Source organism: Vibrio sp. 1167 (assembly GCF_033340375.1).
Classification (GTDB): Bacteria; Pseudomonadota; Gammaproteobacteria; order Enterobacterales; family Vibrionaceae; genus Vibrio; species Vibrio alginolyticus.
Window position 1 is genome coordinate 493,708 of sequence record NZ_JAWOWK010000003.1, and the last position, 26,775, is coordinate 520,482.

Consider the following 26,775-nt stretch of genomic DNA (forward strand, 5'->3'; position numbering starts at 1 on the left):
TAACATGGCTCAACTTAGCATGCGCCCGTGTGGGGATTTTCGAACCACATACAAAAGCGATACGCCAATTTTTGAAACCAAAACCATCAGAAGCCTTGCGATTGCAGGTGTCATCGCCATGCTGGCAGCACCGCTGGTCTTGGATATTTACTTCCTAAACCTGTTTATTCAGATTGCATACCTCGGTATCGCGGCATTGGGCTTAAACATTCTGGTTGGTTTTACCGGACAAATTTCGCTAGGTCACGGTGCGTTCTTTGGCTTTGGCGCCTTTGCATCGGCTTGGCTAAATAACCAGTTTAACATTCCAGTCGTGTTTGCGATTCCGCTTGCGGGTTACTTAACCATGATTGTGGGGATGCTGTTTGGTCTGCCAGCGGCTCGAATTAAAGGTTTATATCTAGCTATCGCAACGTTGGCGGCGCAGTTTATTTTAGAGGACTTCTTTGCTCGCGCAGATTGGTTCAGTGGCGGCTCATACGGTGCAAGCGCGAACCCAATTAATTTGTTTGGCTTTGAGTTTACGACTGACGAAAGCTTCTTCTACATCGCTCTGTTTGCGCTGATCTTCATGTATATGTGGGCATCAAACTTAATCCGTTCTCGTGACGGTCGCGCGTTTGTCTCAGTACGAGATCACTATCTGTCAGCAGAGATCATGGGCATCAACCTAACCAAGTATCGTCTGCTCTCATTTGGAGTGTGTGCATTCTATGCGGGCATCGGGGGTGCACTCTACGGACATTATCTAGGGTTTGTATCAGCAGAAGGTTTCACCATCATGATGTCTATCCAGTTTTTGGCCATGATCATCATTGGTGGCTTAGGCTCAGTCAAAGGTACGCTGATGGGTACGATATTTATCGTACTTCTGCCTGAAGTTTTAGAGTTTGGCGTAACGGGGCTTTCAGCGTTTGGTGATACCACCGCTTTCACTGATGGTCTGGCTTACTTCAAAGAGATGGCGATTGGTTTAGTCATCATGCTGTTCCTCATTTTCGAACCTCAAGGATTATCGCATCGCTGGCAACAGATTCGAGCATATTGGAAACACTATCCGTTCTCATATTAACGTGGAATTAAGTGGAATATACCTCAATAACAAGGACAACGAGTTATGAACAAAGGACATTTAGCGACAACGTTGGTGCTGTCATCTGCACTGTTTACTACCGCAACTTGGGCAAAAGATTCTGTGTTTGTCGGACAATTAGTCGATTTTTCTGGACCAACGGCCTATGTGAGCAAGCCTTATGGTTCTGGCGTGCGAGACGCATTGCGTTGGATTAACCAAAACGGTGGCATTAACGGTACCGAGCTCGAATTTGAAACAGTAGACATGGCGTACAAAGTACCAGTGGCGATTTCTAACTATAAACGTTGGGTGGCGCGTAAAGACATGGTTGCGCTGCAAGGCTGGGGTACGGCGGATACCGAAGCACTTATTTCGTTTGTCACCAAAGACAAAGTGCCGGTGTTCTCTGCTTCTTACTCTGGTCACTTAACTGACCCAACCGGTAAAAACCCAAAAACCGCGAAACCAGCGCCTTATAACTTCTTTTATGGTGCGTCGTACTCAGATGCGTGCCGTGCGCTAGTTAAGTGGGCGAAAGAAGATTGGGAATCTAAGGGCAATCAAGGTGCGCCGAAATTTACGCACATTGGCGATAACCATCCATTCCCGAATGCGCCAAAAGAAGCGTGTGCAGAGTACGCCAAAGAGCTTGGTTTTGATGTGCAAAACCCAGTCGTTGTGTCACTAAAACCAGGGGACTTCAAAGCGCAATGTTTGTCGCTGAAAGAGTCAGGCACCAACTACGGTTACATTGCCAATATCGGTAGCTCGGTTATCTCACTAGTGAAGTCTTGTAACACGGTTGGGACAGAGTTCCAGTACATGGCAAACATTTGGGGCGGCGACAAGCCAGTGCTTGAAGCAGCAGGCGATGGCCTTAAAGATTACGTTTTCCCAGGTATGACGGCGTTTTGGGGAGATGATAATGAGGGCATGAAACTGGTCCGTGAGATTTCTAAGCAGTCTGAATCAGAGCCGGGCGAATTCAGAACTCACCATTACATTCGCGGTATCTGTTCTGCGTTCTATATGAAAGAAACGATGGAGTGGGCGAAAGATAATGGTGGCATCACAGGTGAAAACATCAAGAAGGGCATGTATGTCTATGACAACTGGGTACCACAAGGCTTAGAAGGTGTTTGTGTCCCTGCGAACTGGAAACCGGAAGATCACCGAGGCACAACAACCGTGAACGTCTTTATGGGCAACAACGATGGCGGCGCAGTTGATATCAAGAAAGTATCACAGGTGACATTGTCACGTCGTGACGATTGGCTAGGTTACTAATCTACGACTTATTAATAACAAAGCTTACTGAAAATAAGGATGGGTGAGAGAACACTCTCACCCTAGCAAGGAGTAGCTTGATGGCTGAATTAGCAACGAATATCGAACCGGCAGAAATACTGCTTTCAGTGAACAACATTGAAGTCGTCTACGACGAAGTAATACTAGTACTTCGCGGTGTGAGTTTAGAAGTTCCAAAAGGGCAGATTGTGACCTTACTGGGCGCCAACGGTGCGGGTAAATCCACAACGTTGAAAGCCATCTCTGGTTTATTGAAAACCGAAGATGGTGAAGTGACGCGCGGCGAAATCAACTTCATGGGCGAGCGTATAGACAACAAAAGCCCGGAAGAGATCGTCCGTTCGGGCATCTTCCAAGTTATGGAAGGGCGCCGAATTGTTGAAGATATGACGGTAATAGAAAATCTTCGCTTAGGCGCTTATACACGCACTGACAACGAAGTTGAACAAGACATCGAAATGGTGTTTGACTATTTCCCGCGACTCAAAGAGCGCACTGGCCTGGCGGGCTATTTGTCTGGCGGTGAGCAACAAATGTTAGCGATTGGCCGAGCGTTAATGGCTCGACCGAAGATGATTTTGTTGGACGAACCGTCTATGGGGCTTTCTCCACTGCTAGTTAAAGAAGTATTCAGCATTATTAACAAGATCAACAAAGAGCAAGGTATTACCATGCTTTTGGTTGAACAGAATGCCAACTTCGCTCTTCAAGCGGCCGATTACGGTTACATCATGGAATCAGGCAAAATCGTACTAGATGGCAGCAAGCACGAATTGCTAAACAATGAAGACGTAAAAGAATTCTACCTTGGCGGCGGCGATGAAGATCGCAAGAGCTTTAAGAATCTGAAATCTTACAAACGTCGTAAGCGTTGGTTGTAAGGAGCAAGGATGAACGAACTATTTGATGCGAAAGAATCGTTGTCTCTACAGGCGCGAGAAGAGTCGTTGTTTCAACGTCTGCCAACGTTGATTGAAAATTCGAAAGTCAATAGCGAACATTACGCGGCGCATTTTTCTGGGTTAGAGCCTACATTGGCAAACAATCGTGAAGGGCTTGCTCAGTTCCCGATTACACGTAAGTTCAATGTACCTAATCAGCAGCAACTTAAACCGCCGTTTGGTGGCTTAAATAGCGTTGCCATTGGTCAAATGGCGCGTGTTTTTCAGTCTCCTGGGCCTTTATATGAGGCTCAAACGGATGAGGCCGATTTCTGGCGTATGGGGCGCGCGTTTCACGCTGCTGGGTTCTGTGCGGGTGATTTAGTGCATAACACGCTCTCTTACCATTTCTCTCCTGGCGGATTTATTATGGATGGTGGCGCAAGAGCTTGTGGTTGCGCTGTATTTCCGGCTGGAGTAGGCAATACCGAAGCGCAAATAGAGGCAATTAAACAGCTTCAACCTAATGGTTACACTGGCACACCTTCGTATTTGCTGACGTTGCTACAAAAGTACCAAGAGACATACGATGAGCTGCCTAGCTTTGAGAAAGCTCTGGTCTCTGGTGAAGCGGTTACAGCAGACATGGAACAGATGTTTGAGGAAAAAGGCATTGCAGTCTTTCAAGCCTACGCAAGTGCAGAGCTTGGTTTGATTGCTTATCAAGTGTCTGGTGAACAAGGATTAGTGATTGCCGAAGATATTATTGTTGAAATCGTTGATCCTGATGGTGTTCCTGTACAACCGGGAGAAGTCGGTGAAGTCGTTGTAACGTCGCTTGATGAGAAGTTCCCGCTGATTCGCTACGCAACGGGAGATTTATCGGCATATCTAGAGATTAGTTCTGATTCTTCACGCACGAATGCACGAATTAAGGGCTGGATGGGACGAGCAGACTCTGCGGTGAAAGTAAAAGGGCTGTTTGTTTATCCGCATCAGATCCAAGAAGTCTGTCGTCGCCACGATATTAAAGGCTCCTTGAAAATTGAGCGCGATGGCTTCAACGATGCCATTACTTTCTGTTGTCATGATGTGCATGTATCAGCAGAGGACATTCAAGCAACACTACAGTCAGTCACTAAACTGAAAGGCAATGTCCAGTTTGTACCGAACCAAGCGGAGCAGCCGTTAATCAATGATCTTCGCAGTTAACTCATTGGTGGCATAAGTGCAGTAGAAAGTGGTTGTCATAAAAAACTAACAACGTCAGACAAAAGGCTAGAAAAGGGATACCACATTGCGCTGCGTATCCCTTTATTTTTTACTACCGCAATCAGGGAGCGGGTAAATGAAACAGGCACCAATGATTAACACACAATTCTGGGATGATTTGTTTATCCGAGGCACTATGCCTTGGGATGCCCAATCGACACCTCAAGAACTCAAGGATTATCTCGACAATTCACTTCATGTAGGCCATTCAGTGTTTATTCCTGGGTGTGGTGCCGCTTATGAACTGAGCACTTTTATTCAATATGGGCATGACGTGATCGCGATGGATTACAGCCAAGAAGCGGTAAAAATGGCGCAATCAACGTTAGGTAACTACAAAGATAAAGTCGTATTGGGTGATGTATTTAATGCCGATTTTTCTCACTCGTTTGATGTCATTTACGAGCGGGCCTTTCTCGCAGCACTATCGAGAGACATGTGGTCAGAATACTTTGCTATGGTGGATAAATTGCTGCCAAGAGACGGTTTGTTAATTGGTTATTTCGTTATAGATGATGATTACCACTCTCGCTTCCCACCATTTTGTTTGCGAAGTGGGGAGTTGGCAGCTTTTCTAGAGCCCACGTTTGAACTTGTGAAGTCCTCAGTGGTGGCAAACAGTGTTGAGGTTTTTAAAGGCAGAGAGCAATGGATGGTGTGGCAGAAACGTTAGTCGTCAATGAGAATTCTTTAGAAAGTATTCGCGGAAACTGTCTGGTTCTTTTTTAATCGCTGAAAAGTAAGTCACAAATGTATGATATTTGGTCGATGCCATGAGCCAGAGACCGATAATAGGAAAAAGTACAAAACTAAAAAAAAAAGTTTATGTTCATCTTCAAGAAGGAATAGGCCAAGAGCGTAAACAAGGAACTGAAAGTAAATATTGATTAAGTTGATTTCTGCCGCTTTAGGTTTGCCTCTAACAATCATCATGTTTGGGATAACAAGCAGTAGAGTCATGACCCCAGCAAAAGAAAAGTTTAGAGCCAAGAAAGTATCAGTAGTTAAGTGCTCAGACGACTGGTCAATCAATATTGCCAGCAACGTTACTGCAATGCCGCCTCCCATCATAATCAAGGTAATGACTGCCACGCCAACAAGAAAAACCCAAATAGAAAGGTAATGGTTGTCAAAAAACTCTTCTGCCTTCAATCTTTTAAACCTCATCGATACATACTGTGAAATAACAGAGGTTACTTCAATCTATTCCTGTTGAGGGGATACTCACATAGGAAGAATACGTATGTAAAATATCAATAAGCGTTAGTTTTAAAGGCGGGAGTTACCCCCCATAATAGGTCGAAAGGTATTTCAGAATGGCTTAGTCATTGTTGTGTGACCATGTGTAACGAATGACAGGCTGAGCAGACTGCCGCGACGAGTTCCATATTCTCTCCTGGCGCTAATATCCCATCACCAGCTGATTTGACCTCCACTTCAGATGAAACAGTATTCCAATCTGGTGGCGTAGGGTTTTGGGTTGCTAGCCATGCAATGATTGCGGCTCACGCACCCGGGTCTTTTACGCCGGGAAAGACCATGTTTGTGCCCGGAGCAAACTCCGGTGGTGACGCCAAAAAAAGCATCCAGTTTTTCTGCGTCCCATTGACCTTGATGCTGTTTGATGGCTTCGCTGTAATTGACGCCGGCAATATCACGCTCTGCTAAGCCCCAAAGAGGCGGCGGCCCCACAAACACTTCCTCCATTTTTCAAACTGGTGACAAGCTTTACACACCATCGCTTGCTGTTCGCCTGCGGCTATCAACTCGTCAGTGTTTGCTAAGGCTGAGTAACTTAACAGCGCGAGAAAAGTAAACGAGAGCGGGAAAACCCGCTTATTTAAGAATGTTGCTTTCACTGTTATTCCCCCTTCATGTTTAACCCTTAACAATCAGCGCGATTCGGTGGAAGGTGTTGTTGAGGTAACCTTTCGGGTTCCATGCGATAGCAAAAGGTTGGCCCACCTCTTGGTCATCAGTCGCTTTTGCCCAAACTTCGTAGTAGCCCGCTTTGGGGAATGTCACTTTGGCGTTAAACGTCTGCCAAGCGCTGTCATTGGCTGGGGCTGCGAGTTCTGCATCCATCCATGTTGCGCCAAAATCAATCCTTTCTCGCTGAACTACCGAGAGACCAGTGGCCAGATTACTTTGCTATGGTGGATAAATTGCTGCCAAGAGACGGTTTGTTAATTGGTTATTTCGTTATAGATGATAAGTACCACTCTCGCTTCCCTCCATTTTGTTTGCGAAGTGGGGAGTTGGAGGGTTATCTAGAACCGACGTTTAAGCTTGTGGAAGCCTCAGTGGTGGCAAACAGTGTTGAGGTTTTTAAAGGTAGAGAGCGCTGGATGGTGTGGCAGAAAAGTTGCCGTATTTAAACGCTATGGCATCAAATAATGAATACAAAATCAGCGTCACATAATGCATCTTTTAAAGACAATTATTCTTGTGGTAACGATAAGTGTTGTGAATTGGCGAAGTTGTGAGAAGTGTAGATCATGTCCTTTGAAAACATAAGGATATATAATATGGACAAATCATTTTCTCTCATCGATAAGCCTACCTTCTTAGGCTCACTCTTTCTTTTACTCAGCGTCGTTATACCCTTAATTTTATTTCCCACACAAGGTGCGGATTGGATAGCTTCGGCCAAATTTTTCATGACCGATAAGCTTGGTGTGTTATACCTCGCACTGGGTATCGCAGCAATGTGTTTTATGATTTACACCGTGTTCAGCGATCTTGGCCAAATCAAACTTGGTGAAGCCGACGAGCAACCAGAATTTGGTAACGCCTCATGGGCTGCAATGCTATTTTGTGGAGGTATTGGCGCAAGTATTCTGTATTGGGGGTGTATCGAGTGGGCATACTACTATCAATCACCACCATTTCAGTTGGAAGCAGGCAGTGAAGAAGCCATTCGCTGGGCCGCGACTTATGGTCTGTTTCACTGGGGACCGATCGCTTGGTCAATTTACCTTATTCCTGCTCTGCCTATCGCTTACTTCTTTTATGTACGCAAACAACCTGTTTTGAAAATCTCTAGTGCGTTAATGCCTGTATTAGGAGAAAAGCGCGCAAACGGTGGTATTGGCAAGTTTATTGATGTGCTGTTTATTTTTGGTATGTTGGGTGGCGCGGCGACTACGCTTGGCTTAGCAGCACCTCTTATCAACGGTGGTCTACATCATATCTTCGGTCTTCCAAACAATACCTTCAGCCAAGTGGCTGTATTACTTCTCTGTACTGCGATTTTTGGTTACTCCGCGTATGCAGGGCTTGAGAAGGGGATCAAATTCCTTAGTAACATTAACTTCTGGGGTGCGATGGGCTTGTTACTCTTTGTACTCGCCCTTGGGCCAACCGTGTTCATGTTAGAAACAGGCTTAGATTCTATTGGTCGTATGTTGTCTAACTTCTTTGTTATGGCTACCTGGGCGGAGCCGTTTGGTGGTTATGGTGAGTTTACAGATACACACTTCCCGCAAGACTGGACTATTTTCTACTGGGCATGGTGGTTAGTCTTTGCTCCTTGTATGGGATTGTTTGTTGCGCGTATCTCGCGTGGAAGAACGATCAAACAGATGGTCGTAGGTTCTATATTTTACGGTTCTTTAGGTTGTTTCTTATTCTTCATTGTTTTAGGTAACTATGGTTTATCGTTGCAATTGACGGGTGAGCTTGATGTCATCGCAATCCTCAACGAATCAGGCGCGCCAGCGGCTATTTTTGCAACGTTAGACACATTACCGTTAGGGCCAATCGTTATTGGTGTTTTTACACTATTGTGTATCATTTTTACGGCGACTTCGTTTGACTCTATCTCGTACATTCTTGCGTCTGTGGTTCAAAATGATGTGACGGAAGAACCGATGCGCTGGAACCGTTTGTTCTGGGCGTTTACTTTGTCTTTTCTGCCAACCGTTCTAATGTTCATGGGAGGTTTATCGACATTACAAACCGCTGCGATCGTGGGCGGTTTACCGTTGTTAGTTATCTCGGTGATGTTGATGGTGTCCTTTGTTCGCGCGGCGAGCCTAGATATTAAACATCAAGCAGAATACGAAGAGCCAACCATTAACATTGAAGAACTGCCGGAAATTGACCCTTGGTCAACAGAGGGAATGGCTTTGGCGAAATTTGAGCGCTTTAAAGACTTAGCTCAACAGGCGGCTGAAGAAGAGCGCGAAGCAATGGCGGCCCTGATGAGCATGCGTAAGAGAATTCGCGCATTTGCCTTAGAACACAGCTGTGAATCTGGATTTTCGGACCATCATTTACCAGAAGAGATGCAAGCAGAGCTACAGCAACTAACCGAAGCGCTTGAGTTGGCTCAACAGAAGAAGCAAGAACTGTCTGAACAAGCCCAAGAATCTCGAATGGAGTTTAATCATGTGTTATTAGGCGGCGCGTCGGCAGGTTTAGCAACGTCGCAGGCTTAAGAACAGACACACAAGAGCCGAGTACAAACTCGGCTCTTTTTTGGCGTGGATACCTTACAGTTAAAAATTCTGCTCAGTCAGTGTTAATGCTTATACTATTTTAGGTTGACCATCTGATGCGGTGGCACCGCCGTCTACAGGTAGGTTTACGCCATTAATGAAAGATGCGTCATCACTTGCCAAGAAAGTCACGACAGACGCAATTTCTTCAGGTTCGGCTGCTCGGCCAAGCGCAATGCGCTCATTGAATTTATCGCGGATTTCCTGCGGCCAGCCGTTCGTCATGTTGGTTTTTACTAAGCTTGGGCATACGGCGTTAATTCTTACCCCATCCGCACCATGGTCCAATGCCATCGCTCGGGTAAGGTTCACCACTGCGCCTTTACTCGCGCAATAGAATGCGGCACCCCAGTCGCCACCCAAACCGGAAACGGACGCGGTATTTACCATACAACCTTTCGTTTTTAAGAGTTCAGGCAAAGCAAACTTCGCGCAATAAACAACACCATCAATGTTTACACCAGAGATCTTCTTCCAGTCTTCCACACTACCTTCAATCACGGAACCAGGGACATGTACGCCAGCATTGTTTACTAAAATATCCAGTTTACCGAAACGGGTAACAACACCAGAAATCAGTGCTGCGACTTTGTCTGGGTCAGAAACATCAATAGAATGCGCAGACACACGCTGTTTATCAAAGCCCTCAACGGCGTTTGCCAACTGCTCTTCATTCCAATCGGCAAGAGCGACGTTTGCGCCTTCTTCATACAAACGTTTTGCGATGGCCAAACCAATGCCATTGGCAGAGCCAGTCACGAGTGCGACTTTATTTTTTAATCCTCTCATGCGATTTCTCCTTCGAAACTTACAAAAACGGGATCTTGATTTTTCTCTGTGCGCGGCAACATCAGTTTGTCGTTGTCGCTGTAATCTACGGGGATAGCCACCACTGTTGGTCCTTCAACGTCCATGGCTTTATTCAATGTCGGTAGCAATTCGTGTTGACTAGTCACTGCGAAGCCTTTCGCGCCAAATGATTCGGCGTAGGCCTTGAAATCAATTGGTCCAAATTTCACACCAGAGCAGCGCTGATATTTGTTGATCTCTTGCATTTCTACCATGTTGTAGGCGTTATCAACCCACACAATATGGACGATATTGCAGTTCAGTCTAACCGCGGTTTCCAACTCCATGCTCGATTGCATAAAACCGCCGTCTCCCGATATCGATACCACTTTGCTACCAGGTTTTAGTAGGCTGGCACCAATGGCCCATGGTAGTGCAACGCCCATTGTTTGTTGGCCGTTAGACACCAGCATTTGGCGAGCTCGAAAACAGCTTAAGTAACGAGCGATCCAGATGTGGAAGCTCCCCATATCAAGGCATAGCGTGGTATCTGGTGTGATGATAGATTGCATGGCTTTAATTAGCGCCAGTGGATGAAACCCTTGCTTGTTATAGACATTGGGATAGGTCTTGATCACTTGCCGTTGCAGTGCTACCTCTTCCAGTACTGAAAGTGCCGTTGGGGAAAGGCGAGCATATTCAGAGATATAGCTGCCCATTTTGTCTAATGACTGCGCAATGTTTCCGACGATTTCAACACAAGGCTGATAATTAAGTTGGTATTCTGCCGGTTCAATATCGAGGTGAATCACTGGGTTGCGGTGGCTGTTCCAAAGCTCAGGGTCATACTCTATTGGGCTAAAGCCGATGGTGAGAATTAAATCGGCGTCCCGCAGTAAAACATCGCCAGGTTGGTTATTAAACAAACCGACACGCCCAGCAAAGTGATGATAGTAATTGATGTCTACCGTGCCGGCGGCTTGGTAAGTGCCGACAACGGGTAGCTGCGTATTTTGAAGAAATCGGGCGATAGCAGCAGCGTTTTTACTGCGGCTCGCGTGAAGGCCAAGTAAAACCACACAGCGCTTTGCTTTACTGATTCGACTGACCGCTTCTTCGATTGCTGCGATGTCTGCGCAACCAGGCTGTGTGTAAGGCGAGGGGACAATAATGTCCGTTTGGGTTTGCTCGGATAAAACATCTTGGGGGAGACTCAAAAAGCAAGCCCCAGGACGACCTGACTCTGCGATACGAAATGCGTTCGCCATGATCTCGCTTGCGGCGTCCACATGCTGCACTTCAGCACTGAACTTAGTTATAGAGCGAAAAATACTGACGGTATCCATGCTCTGGTGTGTTTGTTTTTGCTGGTCAGTTCGTTTCACCGCACCACCGATAGCAATCAGCGGATCGCCTTCGGAGTTTGCTGTTGCCACCCCCGTAACTAGATTTCCACAGCCAGGGCCTGACGTAACCATGGTGACGCCTGCTTTGCCGGTTAGTCTTCCCATAACGCCCGCCATAAATGCGCCGTTAGCCTCGTGGCGTACCGGAATCATTTGGATGTTAGTGTCTTCAATCGCATCGAACAGTCGATCGATTTTTGCACCGGGAATACCGAATATGTACTTAATGCCGAGAGACTCTAGCTGTTGAGCGATCAACTGAGCTCCATTCTTATTTGAAGATTTGGATTGCATTTGTTGTCCTTATTATTTGCCTGACTTTGTTACTTTTCCGCCTTTTCTATAGCGGTATTTATATCTTCCGGAGCCAAATTGGCGTTGAGAAAGTCTGTCGATACCGGGGTATCAATCACTAGCCGCGAGACTTTGCCAATCTGGAGGAACCCTGACGAAATGCTGTAATCCTGAATATGACCACCTCCTTGGCGGTCATCAGTAATAAAGTGTTCGTGATAGCCGGGCACATTGATGCCAGTCGTATATTTAGGACTGCGAAAGCCGGCGACCACGCCTTGCTTATGTGTGAAGCGGAATGTTGGTTGTTCTTTGACCACTTCAAGCATTGGTCGATAAGGGCGTGTTTGTTTAGGTACGGTACGAGTACGAACTGAATCGAAAACGCCATCAATGCGCACTGCGCAAAATAGGTTATCGCTTGGAACCATGTCGTCTATGAGGCTATGGACTTCATGACGTGACATGCGCGATGTTAGTGGCAGCTCGATATCAGGCTTAAAAAAAGTCATGACAGCAAAGGGCGTTTTTTGCGCCAGGTCTGCCGGGTTTGCGGAGCCATCCGACTTGAGTTGAAAAACTTCCTTATCAAACGCAATCAACTCACCATCCAATTCATTGAACGTACCTAAACCAAAATCCCCATGTTTCAGTAGTTCTTCTATGGTTGTCGAGCCTTCGTAAACACCAGCGATCAAAGCACTCATTAACGAAGTCTGATAAATCTCACCATCTCCGGTAACGTGATGGTATTCAGAAAATTCTTTCGCTACTTCAAGCGAACAAGCACATAGAGGGTTATAAAATCCACGCATGAGTAAGACCAGTTATGCAATGAAGAGTATATTTAGATTGACTTCTACACGGTGCTAAATCCAATATAAAAAAGATTTATTTTGATATGGAAAATATATGGAATTTCGCTACCTGAAGTATTTTGTCTCGGTCGCCGAGACTCGTCACTTTACCCGAGCAGCTGAACAGTTAGGGATTGCGCAACCTCCTTTGAGTCAACAAATCAAAAAGCTAGAGCACGAGCTTGGCGTGGACTTATTTAAGCGCTTGTCTAGAGGAGTAGAACTGACCCATGCAGGGCAAGTCTTTTATACGGATGCGGTAAATATTCTTGCTGATGTGGAACGCGCTAAAGCAAAAGCCCGACAGATTGCCCGTGGTGAAAATACGCAGGTTAAAATTGGGTTCGCGACGTCAACATCAACCTGCATTAAGGTATTGGAGAGGATTGGGCGTATTCAAGAGAATGGGGTTCATTTACAGACGGCGGAACTATCAATGCCAGAGCTTGCCACTCAGTTAAAAAGCAAACAACTTGATCTCGCAATCATGCGGCTACCGTGTTACGCCAGTGAGCCTTTTGAGCACAAGGTGTTGTTTAACGACCCGTTTGTCGCGGTGATTCCGGCGGGGCACGAACTGGCAAAATATCCCTGTATCCAGATGAAACAGTTGAGAGGTCATAAAATTTTACTGTTTCCACGAGAGACTGGACCCGCACTGTTTGATGGCATGAGTACACTTTTTGCCGACGCAGGAGTAAGGCTCGAACCACAGTTCGCAGCACCGCAACTTCGCACGACGATTGCCATGGCGCAGGCTGGGTTAGGTATTGCTCTCGTTCCGCGCTCACTGGCTGAACATCTCGATGATTCCGCGACAGTCGCCGAGATTGAGGATATCCCTCTCACTAGTCATGTTGTTGTTGCTTGGGAGGCATCTAATCTCAATAAACAAGCGCTAAAAGTAGCCATGCATATCGGTCATGTTGAGGCTTAAAGATGAGTCATCGAACTGGCTCTGATAGCCACAGGCAAATGTGATACTCTCACTCGTTATATGCAAAGCTATGCTTTGGTTGAATAGACAAATCTTACTCAACGAATAGAACTTACTGAGGATGTACCAATGATATACGCTGCGGTCTTTGATATGGACGGGTTGCTGATTGATTCAGAACCTTTGTGGAAGGAAGCGGAAAAGCAGGTGTTTTCATCAGTTGGTGTCCAAGTGACCGAAGTGCTGTCAAAGCAGACTGCAACTATGACGACAGGTGAAGTAACAAGGTTTTGGTATGAACGTAATCCTTGGCAAGAAAAGAGCCTAGAGGAAGTAGAGAATGCTGTTGTGGATAAAGTGGAGGCATTAATAATTGAAAAAGGATGCGAATTAGAGGGTGTTACAGAAACACTCAAATTGCTTAAGGAAAAAGGGTTTAAGATAGGGTTGTCTACTAATTCACCTTATCAACTCATTCCCATCATTTTGAACAAACTCGGTATTGCCAGTTACTTTGACGCGATATCATCGTCAGACGATGTAGAGCAGGGTAAGCCAGAGCCAGATGTCTACCTTTTAACAATCAATAAACTAGGTGTAGATTCAAGTAACTGTATTGCCTTTGAAGACTCTTATTCGGGTATGCTTGCGGCAACACGAGCAAACATAAAAACAGTCGTGATACCTCAACCTGATAAGTTCTACCAAGAGTTTAATGAAGCCAGTCTAAAGCTGCAAAAGCTATCAGAGTTTAATGAAAGCCATTTGGCGAGTTTAATGGACTTGAATTTGAAAGAAACAATTGCACCAATACCGCATGAAAGTTTTTTAGAAGAAGGACTTGATTGTGAATAGTCGGTCGCTGAAAAAATACCTACTGCCAATGTTCTTATTGGTTTTACCTATAGAATCATTCGCAAAAGATACGACTATGTTGGACGAGCTCAATAATCGATTTGTTACATTTGAAAGGCGATTTGATGATTGTATCAACTCTGCTTCTCAAAATGATGTGAGTGAAAACATTGTCGTTCAGATTCAAGCGCTTAATATTGATTTTGAAATTTCGGTTGGCTATTTATACAAACAATCACTTTATTTATGCTCTGATGATGAATTCAGTGATTTAGCAAGAATTATCATGATAATTGAAACCTCCGATAATGATGGATTGCAATTATCAAAGGCAAAAGCTAGTCAAATTAGAAAGCTACTTTTTAGCAAAGTGGATTTACGTTTAGAGTCGAAGTTTCAAAGTTTACCGCAAGATAAAAAGGAAGCATTACTGAGCATTGCGAAAAAGCTTGAACCTTTTGATCTCGTAAGCATGCATGAACGACTTCAGGCAATGTAGACTTATGAAAGAATGTTTTGAGTAGATTCTTAACGCTTGGCTTTTTCATTAAGATTGAGTATTAGGTTCAACGCCTCTAGCTCTTACACAAGATCTAGAGGCATCCATTTTTTATTGACTTAAAAGTGCCGAGCTAAGATTTTAACCCGGCAGCGGTCATCATGACGCGAAATAACATAGACACTAACCCTAATGCAGCGACGCTAACGACCCATATTCCAACCATCCAAGCCCATTGGCGGCACCAATTTTTGATTTTCATACTCACTCCTTATCAACTCGTTAATGGTACGCTTCGCCTTCTTTTACTTTTCCGGAGAAGACGTAGTAACTCCAAAAGGTGTAAGCCAGAATGATCGGGATGATGATCACTGCTCCAACGAGCATAAAGCGCTGACTGCTTGCAGGAGCCGCTGCTTCCCATATTGATATGCTAGGAGGAATGATATTTGGCCAGATACTGATGCCAAGCCCAGCGAACCCGAGAATCACGATCACTAACGCCATCACGAAAGGGCTGCGCTCTTTACGCTTTTTAACGGAGTCGGCAATCTTCAAACATACCAGCCCAGTAATGACAGCTACGGGCAGTAAGTAGAACAAATTAGGCAGAGAAAACCATCTTTCCGCAATGGCAGGGTAAGCAAGTGGAGTCCAAGCGCTCACAATGACTAATGCGGAGATCATTGCCAGTAGTGTTTTGTTAGTGAAGCGGTACATCGTGTTTTGCAGTTCACCTTCCGTCTTCATGATGAGCCATGTGCTACCAAGCAGCGCGTACGTTGCGACTAAACCCAAACCACAAAAGATGGGAAAAGGGCTGAGCCAGTCGAGTTGGCTACCTACGAAGACGCGGTTTTCCACCGCAAAGCCTTGAATTACCGCGCCAACAACGATGCCTTGGAAAAACGTGGTTAAAATCGAGCCGACCATAAAAGAGCGATCCCAGAACTTTAAGTGGCTTTCCAATGCTTTAAAGCGAAACTCAAACGCGACGCCACGAAAGATCAAAGCAATCAACATCAACGTTAAAGGGATGGTTAGCGCTTCAATAATCACCGCGTAAGCCATCGGAAAAGCGCCAAATAGAGATGCGCCTCCAAGCACAATCCAAGTTTCGTTGCCGTCCCAAACTGGCGCGACACTGTTGACCATGACGTCTTTTTGTTTTTCATCCTTGATGAAGGGCATCAGTATTCCAATACCCAAATCGAAGCCATCCATGATGATGTACATCAAAGTGGCAAAAACGATGATCGCGAACCAAATCACGGATAAATCAAAATGCATATTTTCTACCTTCACTTTGTGACAAATTCTAAATGCGACCTGAAACGGTCGTCATGTCGTGCTCATCGTGTTCGATTGCATCGGGGCCTTTCTTGATTTGGTGGATCATGTAGTAATAACCAAAACCAAATACCAAGCTGTATACAACAAGGAAACACAGCAGGCTGATGCTCATTTGTAGGTCTCCGTGTGCAGAAACCGCATCACGCGTTTTTTGTACGCCATACACGACCCAAGGTTGCCGACCAACCTCTGTCGTAAACCAGCCAGCGAGTATTGCGATAAGACCAGATGGCCCCATAAACAATGAAAACTTGAGGAACCAACGCGAAGTATAAAGCGTGTTCTTTTTTCGTAACCATATGCTGTAGAAGCTCTGAAACATCATCAGAAGTCCTAGCCCGACCATGATTCGAAATGACCAAAAGACGATAGGTGAGTTCGGTCGTTCCTCTTTCGGGAAGTCTTTCAGCGCCGGGATTGGCTCAGTTAAACTGTGGCGTAGGATCAAACTTCCTAAAACAGGAATTTCTAAGGCATAGTCTGTGCGTTCTTGTTCCATGTTTGGCATGCCGAACAATATCAATGGGGTTGGTTTGCCATCGCTGTTATCCCAATGTCCTTCGATGGCAGCGATTTTGGCGGGCTGGTGTTCCAAGGTGTTTAGCCCGTGCACATCGCCAATCACGGCTTGGAGTGGCGCAAGGAACACTAAGATCCCGAGCGACATCGAAAACATGGTTTTTACCGCAGTCGATTGATTGCCTCTCAATAAATGCCAAGCGGCTGACGCGCCTACAAAGAGTGCTGAACTGACGAAAGCCGCGACGCTCATGTGCGCCAAACGATAAGGAAATGAAGGATTGAAAACGATAGCAAACCAGTCGGTTGGCACCACACGTCCGTCGACAATTTCATAGCCTTGTGGCGTTTGCATCCAACTGTTGGAGGCGAGAATCCAGAACGTCGAAATGATCGTTCCTAACGCCACCATCGAGGTTGCAAAAAAGTGCAGCTTTTCGCCGACGCGACGCCACCCAAACAGCATTACGCCAAGAAATCCGGCTTCGAGAAAGAAAGCCGTTAACACTTCATAAGTCAGTAATGGGCCTGTGATAGAACCAGCGAAGTCGGAGAAACCACTCCAGTTGGTGCCGAATTGATAGGCCATGACAAGACCAGATACAACACCCATTCCAAAGTTAACCGCAAAAATTTTCGACCAGAAGTGATAGAGCTTTTGGTAATCGGGATTACGTGTTTTTAGCCATAAGCCTTCCAGCACGGCGAGATAGGTGGCCAAACCTATGGTGATAGCGGGGAAAATAATATGAAAGGATACCGTAAAGGCGAACTGTATCCGTGCAAGCATAAATGCGTCGAGGCCAAACATTAAACTTCCTTTGATCTTTTAAGTTTTATGAGAGAGCTATTTTAAGAGGAGCGGAATGAGGGAAGTAGGTACAGACAGTGACTATAAACCTATAACAGATTAAATATTGAAGTGTTATTATTTTGAATTCGGCTTTAGGGAAGGGGATTTGCGTTTGGCGAAGTATCAAGAGTTAGTGGAACAGCTTAAAAGGCAGATAAAATCGGGGATATGGCATCCGGGTGACAAGCTGCCTTCGCTGCGTCGCCAATCTGAACACTCGGGTTTAAGCTTGATGACGGTGTTGCATGCCTATCAAATTCTGGAATCTCAAGGCTGGGTAACGTCACAGCCGCGATCTGGTTATCGAGTCGCGCCCAATATTAAGAGCTCAAATGAACCCCAAGCGCCAGCCGCGGTTTCGTGGACAGAGCAGGTAGACATCAATGAGTTTATCTTTGATGTTCTGCAGGCGAGTAAAAATCCATCCATGATCAATTTTGGCTTTGCCTATCCAGACCCAAGTTTGTACCCACGCTATCACGTGAATCGGGCGATGAGCGCAGCCGCTCGCAATATGCCGATTTCCACCACCTTTGATAACTTACCGCCGGGAAACGAACAATTACGCACCATCATCGCGAAGCGTTATGCTGCGAAAGGCATTGAAATTTCACCCGATGAAATTGTCATTACGGCAGGCGCGCTGGAGGCGTTAACGCTCAGTTTGCAAGCTTGTACAAGACCGGGAGATTGGGTGGTTGTGGAGTCGCCTGCCTTCTATGGTGCTTTGCAATCCTTAGAGCGGTTAGGTTTGAAAGCGCTCTCAGTAAGAACAGACCCAGTCACGGGCATTGACCTAGACTCACTGGAACGAGCGCTGCAAACACACGATGTGAAAGCATGTTGGCTGATGTCGAACTTCCAAAATCCTCTGGGTTTTACGCTCACCAACGAGAAAAAACAAAAGCTGATTGAGCTGACACAGCGATATAACGTGCCAGTGATTGAAGATGATGTGTACAGCGAACTGCATCCAGGGAATGACTCGGTTTACCCACTAAGAATGTTTGATGACACGGGCAATACCATGTTGTGCTCCTCGTTTTCAAAATCATTAATAGCAGGGCTACGTATTGGTTGGGTTGCGGCGGGAAAGCGGGCGCTAGAGGTACAGAAGTTACAGTTAATGAGTACATTAGCGACGAGTGCACCAGTGCAAATGACATTGGTGCACTATTTAACAAGCCGCAATTATGAATCGCATTTGAAGCAGTTACGGAAAAAGCTGTTTGAACGTAAAAGTAAGATGACGGATCTGCTTAGTGAGCTGTTACCTGAAGCAGTCAACGTGTTAAGCCAAAGCGGCGGGTACTTTATTTGGTTAGAGCTTCCCAAGCATATCGACGCCTTGCAGATATATCGAGAAGCGCTAAAAGATAATATCAGCATCGCACCGGGAAAGATGTTCAGCCTGACAGAACAATACGATCACTGTATTCGTCTTAACGCTTCTTTTGAGCTCAATGACAAATACGTTCATGCTCTCAATCTGCTTGCCAACATTATTCGCGATCATTTGGCGAAATAGCGACTTTCTTCAGTTTTTTGGTTTAATGGAGCGCGCCGGATTTCCAACGACTCGATCGCCCGGCGCAACGTCTTTGGTTACGACAGAACCAGCGCCGACGATGGCCTCATCGCCAATGGTCACGCCCGGCAGTATGATTGCGCCCCCACCAATCCAAACGTTATTGCCAATTGTTACCGGTTTGGCGATCTCATCTCCGGCTAAGCGTCTTTGTGTATCGAGTGAATGAGCGGCTGTGTAAATTTGCACTCTAGGCCCAATCATGACGTTCGCGCCAACCTCAACCTGCCCATTGTCCAGAATAATGGCATCCCAGTTGATGTAGGTGTTTTCTCCGATGGACAAGTGACAACCGTAGGTAAGTTGTAGCGGTGGCTCTATACAGGCGCTGTTTTTTAATTGGACGCCCATTTCCGCCAATAGTTGTCTACGGATATCTGGGTTTGGCTCGTGGTTAAATTGGAAGACAAGCTGCGCAGTTTTGGCGCGCATTAGCTTTAGTTCTTCATCCAGACAATTATAGGTTTCTCCAGAGCGCATCCGAGTCAGTTCTGACATAACAATCATTCCATCAATGTTATTTGCAATAAGGTGCATAATAGGTGAGAGTGATTCGAAGTGAAAATTTGATGCTTAAAAATCAGAAAGTTATCACTGATTTGCCTTGCGTATCCAGTTGGTTGATTGGCTCGTTTAGTTCACAAAGACGTATTCCCTAAATGGCTTAATCGGTTGAAGCCAAAGTGGGAAACCACTCGAAGCGTTTTACGTAGATTACAATATAGTTAATAAGAAGAACTTAATTGAGCCGCTGCGCTATCGATTGATCCAAAAATTTATGACTTATGCGCTCTGGCTTGCTGGCAACGATGAATCAAGAGTGAGCACTTTATGTTCGAACGGGTCATTTCATTTTTAGAAACAACACTGTTTACCTTTAACGAACAACCTATCACGTTGTGGGCGATATTGATGGTGCCGACATGGGTGATTGTCGCTTTATGGTTGTCCAAAATTTTAATCAAAACCGTTACGTCAAGAATGTCCTCATCGGGGAAAGATCCAAACGTTATTCATTTGGTTAAACGGATATTATTTGTCATCGCTCTCGCCATTATTTTTATGACCACACTTTCGATGATCAATGTGCCAATCACCGCGTTCGCCTTTCTGTCTGGTGCCATCGCTATCGGCTTCGGTTTTGGTGCGCAAAACATCATTAACAACTTCATAAGTGGCTGGATTTTGATTGGTGAAAAGCCAATCCGAATTGGGGACTTTTTAGAGGTTGAGGGCGCCAAAGGCACTGTCGAGCAAATAAATACGCGTTCAACGCGAATCAGGCGAACCGATGGCGTTCACATGCTCATTCCCAACAGTCAATTGATTGAGAACGTGGTGATCAACTGGACGTTATGCGACAGATTAGTCCGTGGCTCGGTCGTCGTCGGCGTCGCGTATGGGAGCGATGTCAAACAGGTTGCTGCCTTAATGGCGGAGGTGACTTCGCAGCAAGCGCAAGTTCTGAGTTCGCCAGCGCCAGATGTGTTTTTTCAAGACTTTGGTGACAATGCTTTGATCTTCGAATCTTATTTTTGGATTAACTCAACGGTTGAGGGCGGTATTCGCTCGGTCGCAAGTGCCATACGTTTTGAAATCTACGAAGCTTTCGAAAAGCACGGCATTGAAATCGCGTTTCCACAACGAGATGTGCACATTGATGGGCAAATCAAGTTGTCTAGGGAGAGAAACGGATAGGGCGATAAGCGGTATTGGTGTTCTTATCTTGGTGTCGAGTAACCATAGCGAGGCGGTCACAACACGGATTCACCTCGCTAGAAACCAGTTTGAAGGCGTTATTGGTTGTCCCACATGACTTCGCATTCTTCTTTGATTGCTGATTTTAGCAACTCAATCAGTGGAAACGCTCTGCGTCCTAGGCTTACCGCGGGCTCTGCTTGTTCTTCCTCTTCGTCTACATCAGTAGGGAGGTTTTCTTCAGCTGCATTTTTCGCAGATAGAGCAGAAGTTAATCTTGATAGCGCGTCAGGAACATCTTGAGCGGAAATTGATCCCGGCACCGTGCCGCTGTGACCCATCATTTTGAGCATATCTAATGCAATATCACCAAACATTGTGACGTTTGAGTGGCTTCGACAACGAAATGTTATGAGCATTTACCTGATCCTGTTTTATATGTTCGGTTTGAAACTAAATTGTAGCTGAAATCAGACACTAATTAATGTGATGAAGACCGTTGAGCGTTAAGGTTTTTATGAGTAACAACAAAAAACGGGCACGTACGTCTGCATGCCCGTTGAAATACATTACCTGATTGGTTGTTGATGATTTACAAGCTATACGGATCGCCCAGAGCTAATGCGACCCTAGAAGCAGGAGACTTTCCTAACGCACGGCAAATTTGCCAACCCGCTTCATTGATGACGCTAAGGTCAACGCCCGTTTCAATCCCAAGTTGCTCACACAGATAAAGTACATCTTCCGTTGCAACATTACCACTGGCTCCTTTCGCGTAAGGGCAGCCGCCGAGCCCCGCTACTGCGCTATCAATGGTGTTGATGCCCATTAACAAGGCTTGATAGATATTGGCTAATGCTTGCCCATAAGTGTCATGAAAATGTACTGCGAGCGCGTCTTTTGGCAGTAGCGTTAACAACGAATCCAGCATGGCGATAACGCGATTAGGCGTTGCTTTACCGACAGTATCACCGAGCGAAATCTCATAACATCCCATATCAAACAACGTATTGGCGACCTTGGTAGTTTGCTCTGGCTTGATTACTCCCTCATATGGGCACACCATGGTACAAGACAAGTACCCGCGCACAGGAATGTTGTGCTGGTTCGCCAATTCGATAACGGGCTCAAAACGGGCTAGGCTCTCCGCAATGCTGCAGTTAATGTTCTTCTGGCTGAACGCCTCTGAAGCAGAGCCAAATACAGCAATTTGCTTTACACCACTTTCGAGCGCACGTTCCAACCCTGCTAGGTTCGGTGTTAGCGCACTGTACACTACATCAGGCTGTCGAGTGATACCCGCAAACACCTGATCGGAATCGGCCATTTGTGGTACCCACTTTGGGGAGACGAAAGACCCTGCTTCAATGTGTTTTAAACCACTGGTGCTTAGTTGATTGATCAAACGTATTTTATCGACCAGCGACACTGCCGTTTCATTTTGCAGGCCATCGCGTGCACCGACTTCAACAATATTAACTTTCGTTGGCAGCATACGCGAGCTCCTTATCTTCACTGGTGTTATCCGATGACGAAGCCAAATGCAGCAGTATGGAGCCATGCTGTACTTGGTCCCCGTGCTGATAAAACAATTCGTCGACTTTTGCTGCTACCGGAGCCGTGATGGTGTATTCCATTTTCATTGCTTCGAGTACCAAAAGCGGATCGCCCGCCGCCACTTCGTCACCTTTAGTCACCATGACAGCCGAAATTATGCCGTTGAGTGGCGCGGTTGGACTTAGCTCATCGTCAATATCTTTTGCAGAGTCAAAGTTAGGTTGATGAGCAAACGTGCGTTGCTGGCCAAGATAAAACAGTGTTGTTTGTTGCTCGTCGCTAAGTGCATTAAAGGTGTAACGCACATTATCAATATCGACGATAAACTGGTTGCCACTTTCAAGCAGGATGACCTGATGCAACTCCTCACCGCATCGGACAGTGAAGTGAGATCCTGTATCTTGCGATGATTGTTGCAAACGTACCTGATGGTTGGCATTGGCATCCGTGAAGTTAAATCGGTAAACGTTGTCAACTGACAGTCTAAAACCTCGTTTGGTTGGCGCGGGTAACGTTGAGTTGTCTGATTTTGAAATGAGATCATTCCAGTGAGCAACAGCCGCCAACGTTAGCCAAATAGAATCCGGCACGTCTTGCTGCTCATTTATGCCTTGTTGATGTGTGACGAGGAAACCTGTATCGAGCTCAATCTCGGCAAAGGCTGGCTGCGAAATAATACTGTGCAGATAACCAATGTTTGTCGTTACGCCACGTACGTGATATTGAGTTAACGCCTGCTTAATCTGCTTTAGAGCGATATCACGAGTTTGCCCCCAGACGATCAGTTTGCTGATCATTGGATCGTAATATTCGCTGATGCTATCGCCTTGGGTAACACCACTATCAACGCGTACGCACGCTAGGCGCACACTACTGTCTGATACGGGTTCTTTTAAGTAATCAATGCGGCCAGTCGACGGCATAAAGTCATTGTCTGTATCTTCTGCGTAAATTCGCAGCTCAATTGAATGACCGTTGTGGGTGATTTCCGATTGCGAAATAGGTAAATGCTCGCCAGCTGCGACTTTGAATTGCCACTCCACCAAATCAACGCCGGTGATCAATTCAGTGACAGGGTGTTCAACTTGCAGACGGGTATTCATCTCCATGAAGTAGAACTGACCTCGGCTATCGAGTAAGAACTCCACCGTGCCAGCGCCAACATAGTCGATCGCTTGAGCGGCCTGAACCGCAGCTTCACCCATTTGTTTACGCAGTTCATCACTAAGACCGGGAGCTGGTGCTTCTTCGACTACTTTTTGGTGACGGCGTTGAATGGAGCAATCGCGATCAGAAAGATAGACACAGTTGCCATGTTGGTCAGCAAATACCTGAACTTCAACGTGGCGAGGCTGCAATATACATTTTTCGATTAGAAGCTGCTTATCGCCAAAGCTTGAAAGTGCTTCACGCTGCGCACCGTCGATGGCCAGAGGCATTTCGGCTGCGCTATTGACCACTCGCATGCCTTTACCGCCGCCCCCTTGGGTTGCTTTAAGCATCACTGGGTAACCGATTTTTTCAGCTTCCGCTAATAAGTGCTCTACGCTGTTGTCTGTGCCGTGATAGCCGGGAACCAAGGGCACGTTCGCCTCTGACATGATTGCCTTGGCTTGAGATTTAGAACCCATTGCCTCAATTGCGCTGGTGGAAGGGCCAATAAAGGCGATGCCATTTTCGCTGCACGTTTTCGCCAGTTTCGGGTTCTCGGAAAGAAAACCATACCCAGGGTGGATAGCATCGGCTTGCCATTTTTTCGCAGCACCGATAATCGCATCGATATCGAGATACGATTCACTCGCCGGAGCGGGGCCAATGAATTCAGCGAAATCCGCTTGTTTAACATGTAAGCTGCTGCGATCCGCTTCGGAATAGACGGCAACCGTCTCGATAGCCATGCTTTTTGCGGTTTTAATGATTCGGCAGGCAATTTCACCGCGGTTTGCGATCAGTATTCTTTTAAACATGATTCCTCCAATTGGCGGCGCGCTTTTCAAAAAATGCAGCTAGTCCTTCTTGTCCTTCACTGGACACGCGAGCGGTTGCAATAGTTTGGCTGGTGTATTCAATTAATGAATGATCGATAGGTTGGTTATCACAGCGTAAACAAAGTGCTTTTGCAGCCTGCATGGCTTGTGGACCGTTGTTGAGCAGGTGATCAATGGTGCGATTGACGGCTTCACGTGGTTGAGAGTCTATCTGATGAAGAATACTCATCGATAGTGCGGTTTCGGCATCAATCAGTTCCGCGGTTAAAAAGTAGCGTCGGCTTTGTCGTTGTCCAATCGCTCGAATGACGTAGGGTCCGATTGTCGCGGGTAACAAACCGAGTTTCACTTCACTCAAACAGAAGCGGCTTTCAGGTGTACCGATAGCGATATCGCAGCAGCAGATAAGCCCAAGTGCGCCGCCAAATGCAGCGCCATGCACCATAGCAATGGTTGGTTTGCTAAAGGTATCCAGTTTGTGCAAGAGCAACGCTAACTGCTGTGCATCTTGCAGATTTTCCCCCTCGGTTTTGGTGGCCATTGACTGCATCCAGCCAAGATCCGCACCCGCAGAAAAGTGTTTACTTTGCGCCGTTAGTACCAATGCACGTAGAGAGTTGTCTCTCTCAAGTTTTTCCAAGGTGTCGATAAGTGAAGCAATTAATTCATCATTAAACGCGTTGTGTTTCTCTGGTCGATTGAGGCTCAACCAAGCAACGCCATTGCTGTCTTTTTCAAGCAGTAGTCCGGTCATGTGACTTCCTTTGTCTGACATTTCAGTCTGTATTTCAATGCTCGCTAACCATTACTTTTTAAACATCGGTATTCGCGAGGAGTTAAGGCTTGCCTTGCATCCGACTACATGCGGAAGATGCCAAATTTACTGTCTGCTATTGGCGCATTAAGCGCAGCAGACAGAGCAATGCCGACAACATCACGGGTTTTGGCGGGATCAATAATGCCGTCGTCCCACAAACGAGCACTGGCGTAGTATGCATGGCTTTGAGTCTGATATTGCTCCGCAATTGGACGTTTGAACGCTTCTTCTTCCTCTACGCTCCAGCTTTCACCTTTACGAGTTTTGATATCGCGGGTCACTTGCGCCATCACGCCAGCCGCTTGCTCTCCACCCATGACGGAGATGCGCGCGTTTGGCCACATCCACATCATGGTTGGATCATAAGCGCGGCCACACATGCCGTAGTTTCCTGCGCCATACGATCCACCAATCACTACGGTAAACTTCGGCACGTCTGCACACGCAACAGCAGTTACCATTTTCGCGCCATGTTTGGCGATGCCTTCGGCTTCGTACTTCTGACCGACCATAAAGCCAGTGATGTTCTGCAAGAAAAGCAGAGGAATTTTGCGCTGTGCGCACAGCTCAATAAAATGCGCGCCTTTTTGTGCGGATTCTGAAAATAGAATGCCGTTGTTAGCGACAATGCCAATCGGCATACCGTGAATATGGGCAAAGCCACAGACTAAGGTTTCACCGAACAAGGCTTTAAATTCATCAAATTGTGAATCATCAACAATTCTGGCAATCACTTCTTTTACATCAAACGGCTTTTTAAGATCGGTTCCGACGATGCCGTACAGCTCTCGCGCAGGAAAGCGTGGTTCCTGTGGCGTTTTTTGCTTGAGTTGGACGGGTTTCAAGTGGTTGATTTGTGAAACCGCTTGTCTTGCCAGCTCTAATGCATGGTGGTCGTTTTCTGCGTAATAGTCCGCCACACCAGATGTACGGCAGTGAACGTCTGCGCCGCCAAGATCTTCCGCACTGACTTCTTCGCCTGTTGCTGCTTTTACCAGAGGAGGGCCCGCTAAGAAGATCGTGCCTTGTTCTTTTACAATGATGGAAACATCGCACATGGCAGGAACATAAGCACCGCCAGCGGTACACAGCCCCATCACCACCGCAATTTGTGGAATGCCTTTGGCCGACATACGGGCTTGGTTGTAGAAAATACGGCCAAAATGGTCTTTATCTGGGAATACCTCATCTTGGCGGGGTAGGTTAGCGCCGCCAGAGTCGACTAAGTAAACACACGGCAGTTGGCATTTTTCTGCAATTTCTTGTGCTCTTAAGTGCTTTTTCACGGTGAGTGGGTAGTAACTGCCGCCTTTTACCGTCACGTCGTTGGCAACGATCATACACTCGGTGCCGTCAATTACACCCACACCGGCAACCACTCCAGCACATGGAACGTAATCTGGATACACATCCCAGCCAGCAAATTGACCAATTTCTAGAAAGGACGAACCAGGGTCGAGTAGGGCAAGAATGCGCTCACGTACCGGAAGTTTGCCTTTCTTCTGCTGATGCTCGCGGGCTTTCTCACCGCCACCATCTTCGATTTGCGCAGTCACGGTATAAAGTTGATCTACAAGTGACGCCATAGAGCGGTAGTTTTCCTGATACTGCTCTGAATGGGTATTAATATTGGTCGTCAAACAAGCCATAAATAGCCGATCTCCATTCGGTAGACGGGTGTCACCACCCGTCTTTATTTAGGTTGAATAAGATTTAGATTGAATAAG

General features: G+C 46.2%; 25 protein-coding genes and 2 pseudogenes. 12 read left to right on the forward strand and 15 right to left on the reverse strand.

The genetic code is table 11. The annotated features are described in order from the left end of the window. The first annotated feature begins 4 nt into the window (after positions 1–4). From R7Z78_RS08925 to R7Z78_RS08945, 5 genes are all read left to right on the forward strand, one after another. Positions 5–1,072 (forward strand): branched-chain amino acid ABC transporter permease, encoded by a 1,068-nt coding sequence (locus R7Z78_RS08925; protein ID WP_005382737.1) that lies wholly within the window; start codon positions 5–7, stop codon positions 1,070–1,072. Positions 1,073–1,117: 45 nt separating this feature from the next. Further along, positions 1,118–2,362: an ABC transporter substrate-binding protein gene (locus R7Z78_RS08930; RefSeq protein ID WP_169644423.1), complete on the forward strand. Its 1,245-nt coding sequence runs from the start codon at positions 1,118–1,120 to the stop codon at positions 2,360–2,362. 80 nt (positions 2,363–2,442) lie between these two features. After that, complete coding sequence (locus R7Z78_RS08935; RefSeq protein WP_005373283.1) at positions 2,443–3,264, forward strand: ABC transporter ATP-binding protein; 822 nt, start codon at positions 2,443–2,445, stop codon at positions 3,262–3,264. Between the two features lie 9 nt (positions 3,265–3,273). Then, positions 3,274–4,476 (forward strand): phenylacetate--CoA ligase family protein, encoded by a 1,203-nt coding sequence (locus tag R7Z78_RS08940; protein WP_104976184.1) that lies wholly within the window; start codon positions 3,274–3,276, stop codon positions 4,474–4,476. Between the two features lie 136 nt (positions 4,477–4,612). Next, on the forward strand, positions 4,613–5,209 hold the full coding sequence (locus R7Z78_RS08945) for a methyltransferase domain-containing protein (RefSeq protein WP_053304709.1): 597 nt from the start codon (positions 4,613–4,615) through the stop codon (positions 5,207–5,209). A gap of 71 nt (positions 5,210–5,280) precedes the next feature. Here R7Z78_RS08945 and R7Z78_RS08950 read toward each other — a convergent pair whose 3' ends face one another. The 3 genes and pseudogenes from R7Z78_RS08950 to R7Z78_RS08960 all read right to left on the reverse strand — a co-directional run. Next, a complete protein-coding gene (locus R7Z78_RS08950; RefSeq protein WP_104976183.1) occupies positions 5,281–5,703 on the reverse strand; it encodes a hypothetical protein in 423 nt (140 codons plus the stop codon). Positions 5,704–5,864: 161 nt separating this feature from the next. Next, a pseudogene (locus tag R7Z78_RS08955) lies at positions 5,865–6,338 on the reverse strand (c-type cytochrome); the annotation flags it as partial. Between the two features lie 76 nt (positions 6,339–6,414). Continuing rightward, positions 6,415–6,639 (reverse strand): annotated as a pseudogene (locus R7Z78_RS08960) (molybdopterin containing oxidoreductase); the annotation flags it as partial. On the opposite strand from R7Z78_RS08960, the gene R7Z78_RS08965 reads away from it, so the two are divergent. Together R7Z78_RS08965 and R7Z78_RS08970 are read left to right on the forward strand one after the other, a co-directional pair. Beyond that, the gene (locus R7Z78_RS08965) at positions 6,624–6,914 is read left to right on the forward strand and encodes a hypothetical protein (RefSeq protein ID WP_017633689.1); all 291 of its coding nucleotides are present in this window, start codon (positions 6,624–6,626) and stop codon (positions 6,912–6,914) included. The pseudogene R7Z78_RS08960 and the gene R7Z78_RS08965 sit on opposite strands and share 16 nt — an antisense overlap. Positions 6,915–7,064: 150 nt before the next feature. Continuing rightward, positions 7,065–8,978, forward strand: coding sequence for a BCCT family transporter (locus R7Z78_RS08970; RefSeq protein ID WP_053304711.1), 1,914 nt, complete (start codon positions 7,065–7,067; stop codon positions 8,976–8,978). Between the two features lie 90 nt (positions 8,979–9,068). Here the strand turns inward: R7Z78_RS08970 and R7Z78_RS08975 are convergent, their stop codons facing one another. Genes R7Z78_RS08975 through budA form a run of 3 tightly spaced genes read right to left on the reverse strand, consistent with a single transcriptional unit; the run spans position 9,069 to position 12,342 of the window. Beyond that, positions 9,069–9,827: an SDR family NAD(P)-dependent oxidoreductase gene (locus tag R7Z78_RS08975; protein WP_053304712.1), complete on the reverse strand. Its 759-nt coding sequence runs from the start codon at positions 9,825–9,827 to the stop codon at positions 9,069–9,071. Next, entirely contained in the window at positions 9,824–11,527 is a 1,704-nt protein-coding gene (alsS, locus tag R7Z78_RS08980) for an acetolactate synthase AlsS (protein ID WP_104976182.1), read from the reverse strand. Before alsS ends, R7Z78_RS08975 begins: the two co-directional genes overlap by 4 nt. Positions 11,528–11,556: 29 nt before the next feature. Further along, entirely contained in the window at positions 11,557–12,342 is a 786-nt protein-coding gene (budA, locus tag R7Z78_RS08985) for an acetolactate decarboxylase (protein WP_005373273.1), read from the reverse strand. Between the two features lie 97 nt (positions 12,343–12,439). Here budA and R7Z78_RS08990 point away from each other — a divergent pair, with 97 nt between their 5' ends. The 3 genes from R7Z78_RS08990 to R7Z78_RS09000 all read left to right on the forward strand — a co-directional run bounded on the left by R7Z78_RS08990 (position 12,440) and on the right by R7Z78_RS09000 (position 14,675). Next, on the forward strand, positions 12,440–13,321 hold the full coding sequence (locus tag R7Z78_RS08990) for a LysR family transcriptional regulator (protein WP_104976181.1): 882 nt from the start codon (positions 12,440–12,442) through the stop codon (positions 13,319–13,321). A 129-nt stretch (positions 13,322–13,450) separates the two neighbouring features. Then, positions 13,451–14,176, forward strand: coding sequence for a hexitol phosphatase HxpB (gene hxpB, locus R7Z78_RS08995; protein WP_104976180.1), 726 nt, complete (start codon positions 13,451–13,453; stop codon positions 14,174–14,176). Further along, the gene (locus R7Z78_RS09000; protein WP_104976179.1) at positions 14,169–14,675 is read left to right on the forward strand and encodes a hypothetical protein; all 507 of its coding nucleotides are present in this window, start codon (positions 14,169–14,171) and stop codon (positions 14,673–14,675) included. The genes hxpB and R7Z78_RS09000 overlap by 8 nt, the downstream gene beginning before the upstream one ends. Before the next feature lie 133 nt (positions 14,676–14,808). Here R7Z78_RS09000 and R7Z78_RS09005 read toward each other — a convergent pair whose 3' ends face one another. The 3 genes from R7Z78_RS09005 to R7Z78_RS09015 are packed head-to-tail and all read right to left on the reverse strand — an operon-like array spanning position 14,809 to position 17,358. Then, entirely contained in the window at positions 14,809–14,937 is a 129-nt protein-coding gene (locus R7Z78_RS09005; protein ID WP_005373267.1) for a DUF2474 domain-containing protein, read from the reverse strand. 20 nt (positions 14,938–14,957) lie between these two features. Continuing rightward, complete coding sequence (gene cydB / locus R7Z78_RS09010) at positions 14,958–15,965, reverse strand: cytochrome d ubiquinol oxidase subunit II (RefSeq protein WP_104976178.1); 1,008 nt, start codon at positions 15,963–15,965, stop codon at positions 14,958–14,960. A 28-nt stretch (positions 15,966–15,993) separates the two neighbouring features. Next, on the reverse strand, positions 15,994–17,358 hold the full coding sequence (locus R7Z78_RS09015) for a cytochrome ubiquinol oxidase subunit I (protein WP_104976177.1): 1,365 nt from the start codon (positions 17,356–17,358) through the stop codon (positions 15,994–15,996). 154 nt (positions 17,359–17,512) lie between these two features. Here R7Z78_RS09015 and R7Z78_RS09020 point away from each other — a divergent pair, with 154 nt between their 5' ends. Then, on the forward strand, positions 17,513–18,928 hold the full coding sequence (locus R7Z78_RS09020; RefSeq protein WP_104976594.1) for a PLP-dependent aminotransferase family protein: 1,416 nt from the start codon (positions 17,513–17,515) through the stop codon (positions 18,926–18,928). A 9-nt stretch (positions 18,929–18,937) separates the two neighbouring features. Here the strand turns inward: R7Z78_RS09020 and R7Z78_RS09025 are convergent, their stop codons facing one another. Further along, positions 18,938–19,486: a sugar O-acetyltransferase gene (locus tag R7Z78_RS09025; protein ID WP_104976176.1), complete on the reverse strand. Its 549-nt coding sequence runs from the start codon at positions 19,484–19,486 to the stop codon at positions 18,938–18,940. A gap of 333 nt (positions 19,487–19,819) precedes the next feature. Between R7Z78_RS09025 and R7Z78_RS09030 the strand changes: the two genes are divergently transcribed. Further along, positions 19,820–20,686: a mechanosensitive ion channel family protein gene (locus R7Z78_RS09030; protein WP_104976175.1), complete on the forward strand. Its 867-nt coding sequence runs from the start codon at positions 19,820–19,822 to the stop codon at positions 20,684–20,686. 98 nt (positions 20,687–20,784) lie between these two features. Here the strand turns inward: R7Z78_RS09030 and R7Z78_RS09035 are convergent, their stop codons facing one another. The 5 genes from R7Z78_RS09035 to R7Z78_RS09055 form a co-directional block, all read right to left on the reverse strand. Continuing rightward, entirely contained in the window at positions 20,785–21,105 is a 321-nt protein-coding gene (locus R7Z78_RS09035) for a DUF1840 domain-containing protein (protein WP_005373256.1), read from the reverse strand. 173 nt (positions 21,106–21,278) lie between these two features. Next, positions 21,279–22,181 carry a hydroxymethylglutaryl-CoA lyase gene (locus R7Z78_RS09040; protein WP_169644425.1) on the reverse strand — a complete coding sequence of 301 codons (903 nt, stop codon included), beginning with the start codon at positions 22,179–22,181 and terminating at the stop codon, positions 21,279–21,281. Next, positions 22,162–24,210, reverse strand: coding sequence for an acetyl/propionyl/methylcrotonyl-CoA carboxylase subunit alpha (locus R7Z78_RS09045; protein WP_169644427.1), 2,049 nt, complete (start codon positions 24,208–24,210; stop codon positions 22,162–22,164). The genes R7Z78_RS09040 and R7Z78_RS09045 overlap by 20 nt, the downstream gene beginning before the upstream one ends. After that, on the reverse strand, positions 24,203–24,985 hold the full coding sequence (locus R7Z78_RS09050; protein WP_169644429.1) for an enoyl-CoA hydratase-related protein: 783 nt from the start codon (positions 24,983–24,985) through the stop codon (positions 24,203–24,205). The genes R7Z78_RS09045 and R7Z78_RS09050 overlap by 8 nt, the downstream gene beginning before the upstream one ends. Before the next feature lie 104 nt (positions 24,986–25,089). Continuing rightward, positions 25,090–26,697, reverse strand: a complete 1,608-nt coding sequence (locus R7Z78_RS09055) for a carboxyl transferase domain-containing protein (protein WP_104976171.1) — start codon at positions 26,695–26,697, stop codon at positions 25,090–25,092. Positions 26,698–26,775 lie beyond the last annotated feature (78 nt).

Excerpts from the sequence above, each read along its gene's own strand:
- R7Z78_RS08925 (WP_005382737.1), top strand. The coding sequence starts at position 5 with ATGGCTCAACTTAGCATGCGCCCGTGTGGGGATTTTCGAACCACATAC.
- R7Z78_RS08930 (WP_169644423.1), top strand. The coding sequence starts at position 1,118 with ATGAACAAAGGACATTTAGCGACAACGTTGGTGCTGTCATCTGCACTG.
- R7Z78_RS08935 (WP_005373283.1), top strand. The coding sequence starts at position 2,443 with ATGGCTGAATTAGCAACGAATATCGAACCGGCAGAAATACTGCTTTCA.
- R7Z78_RS08940 (WP_104976184.1), top strand. The coding sequence starts at position 3,274 with ATGAACGAACTATTTGATGCGAAAGAATCGTTGTCTCTACAGGCGCGA.
- R7Z78_RS08945 (WP_053304709.1), top strand. The coding sequence starts at position 4,613 with ATGAAACAGGCACCAATGATTAACACACAATTCTGGGATGATTTGTTT.
- R7Z78_RS08950 (WP_104976183.1), bottom strand. The coding sequence starts at position 5,703 with ATGAGGTTTAAAAGATTGAAGGCAGAAGAGTTTTTTGACAACCATTAC.
- R7Z78_RS08965 (WP_017633689.1), top strand. The coding sequence starts at position 6,624 with ATGTTGCGCCAAAATCAATCCTTTCTCGCTGAACTACCGAGAGACCAG.
- R7Z78_RS08970 (WP_053304711.1), top strand. The coding sequence starts at position 7,065 with ATGGACAAATCATTTTCTCTCATCGATAAGCCTACCTTCTTAGGCTCA.
- R7Z78_RS08975 (WP_053304712.1), bottom strand. The coding sequence starts at position 9,827 with ATGAGAGGATTAAAAAATAAAGTCGCACTCGTGACTGGCTCTGCCAAT.
- alsS (WP_104976182.1), bottom strand. The coding sequence starts at position 11,527 with ATGCAATCCAAATCTTCAAATAAGAATGGAGCTCAGTTGATCGCTCAA.
- budA (WP_005373273.1), bottom strand. The coding sequence starts at position 12,342 with ATGCGTGGATTTTATAACCCTCTATGTGCTTGTTCGCTTGAAGTAGCG.
- R7Z78_RS08990 (WP_104976181.1), top strand. The coding sequence starts at position 12,440 with ATGGAATTTCGCTACCTGAAGTATTTTGTCTCGGTCGCCGAGACTCGT.
- hxpB (WP_104976180.1), top strand. The coding sequence starts at position 13,451 with ATGATATACGCTGCGGTCTTTGATATGGACGGGTTGCTGATTGATTCA.
- R7Z78_RS09005 (WP_005373267.1), bottom strand. The coding sequence starts at position 14,937 with ATGAAAATCAAAAATTGGTGCCGCCAATGGGCTTGGATGGTTGGAATA.
- cydB (WP_104976178.1), bottom strand. The coding sequence starts at position 15,965 with ATGCATTTTGATTTATCCGTGATTTGGTTCGCGATCATCGTTTTTGCC.
- R7Z78_RS09015 (WP_104976177.1), bottom strand. The coding sequence starts at position 17,358 with ATGTTTGGCCTCGACGCATTTATGCTTGCACGGATACAGTTCGCCTTT.
- R7Z78_RS09025 (WP_104976176.1), bottom strand. The coding sequence starts at position 19,486 with ATGTCAGAACTGACTCGGATGCGCTCTGGAGAAACCTATAATTGTCTG.
- R7Z78_RS09030 (WP_104976175.1), top strand. The coding sequence starts at position 19,820 with ATGTTCGAACGGGTCATTTCATTTTTAGAAACAACACTGTTTACCTTT.
- R7Z78_RS09035 (WP_005373256.1), bottom strand. The coding sequence starts at position 21,105 with ATGCTCATAACATTTCGTTGTCGAAGCCACTCAAACGTCACAATGTTT.
- R7Z78_RS09040 (WP_169644425.1), bottom strand. The coding sequence starts at position 22,181 with ATGCTGCCAACGAAAGTTAATATTGTTGAAGTCGGTGCACGCGATGGC.
- R7Z78_RS09045 (WP_169644427.1), bottom strand. The coding sequence starts at position 24,210 with ATGTTTAAAAGAATACTGATCGCAAACCGCGGTGAAATTGCCTGCCGA.
- R7Z78_RS09050 (WP_169644429.1), bottom strand. The coding sequence starts at position 24,985 with ATGACCGGACTACTGCTTGAAAAAGACAGCAATGGCGTTGCTTGGTTG.
- R7Z78_RS09055 (WP_104976171.1), bottom strand. The coding sequence starts at position 26,697 with ATGGCTTGTTTGACGACCAATATTAATACCCATTCAGAGCAGTATCAG.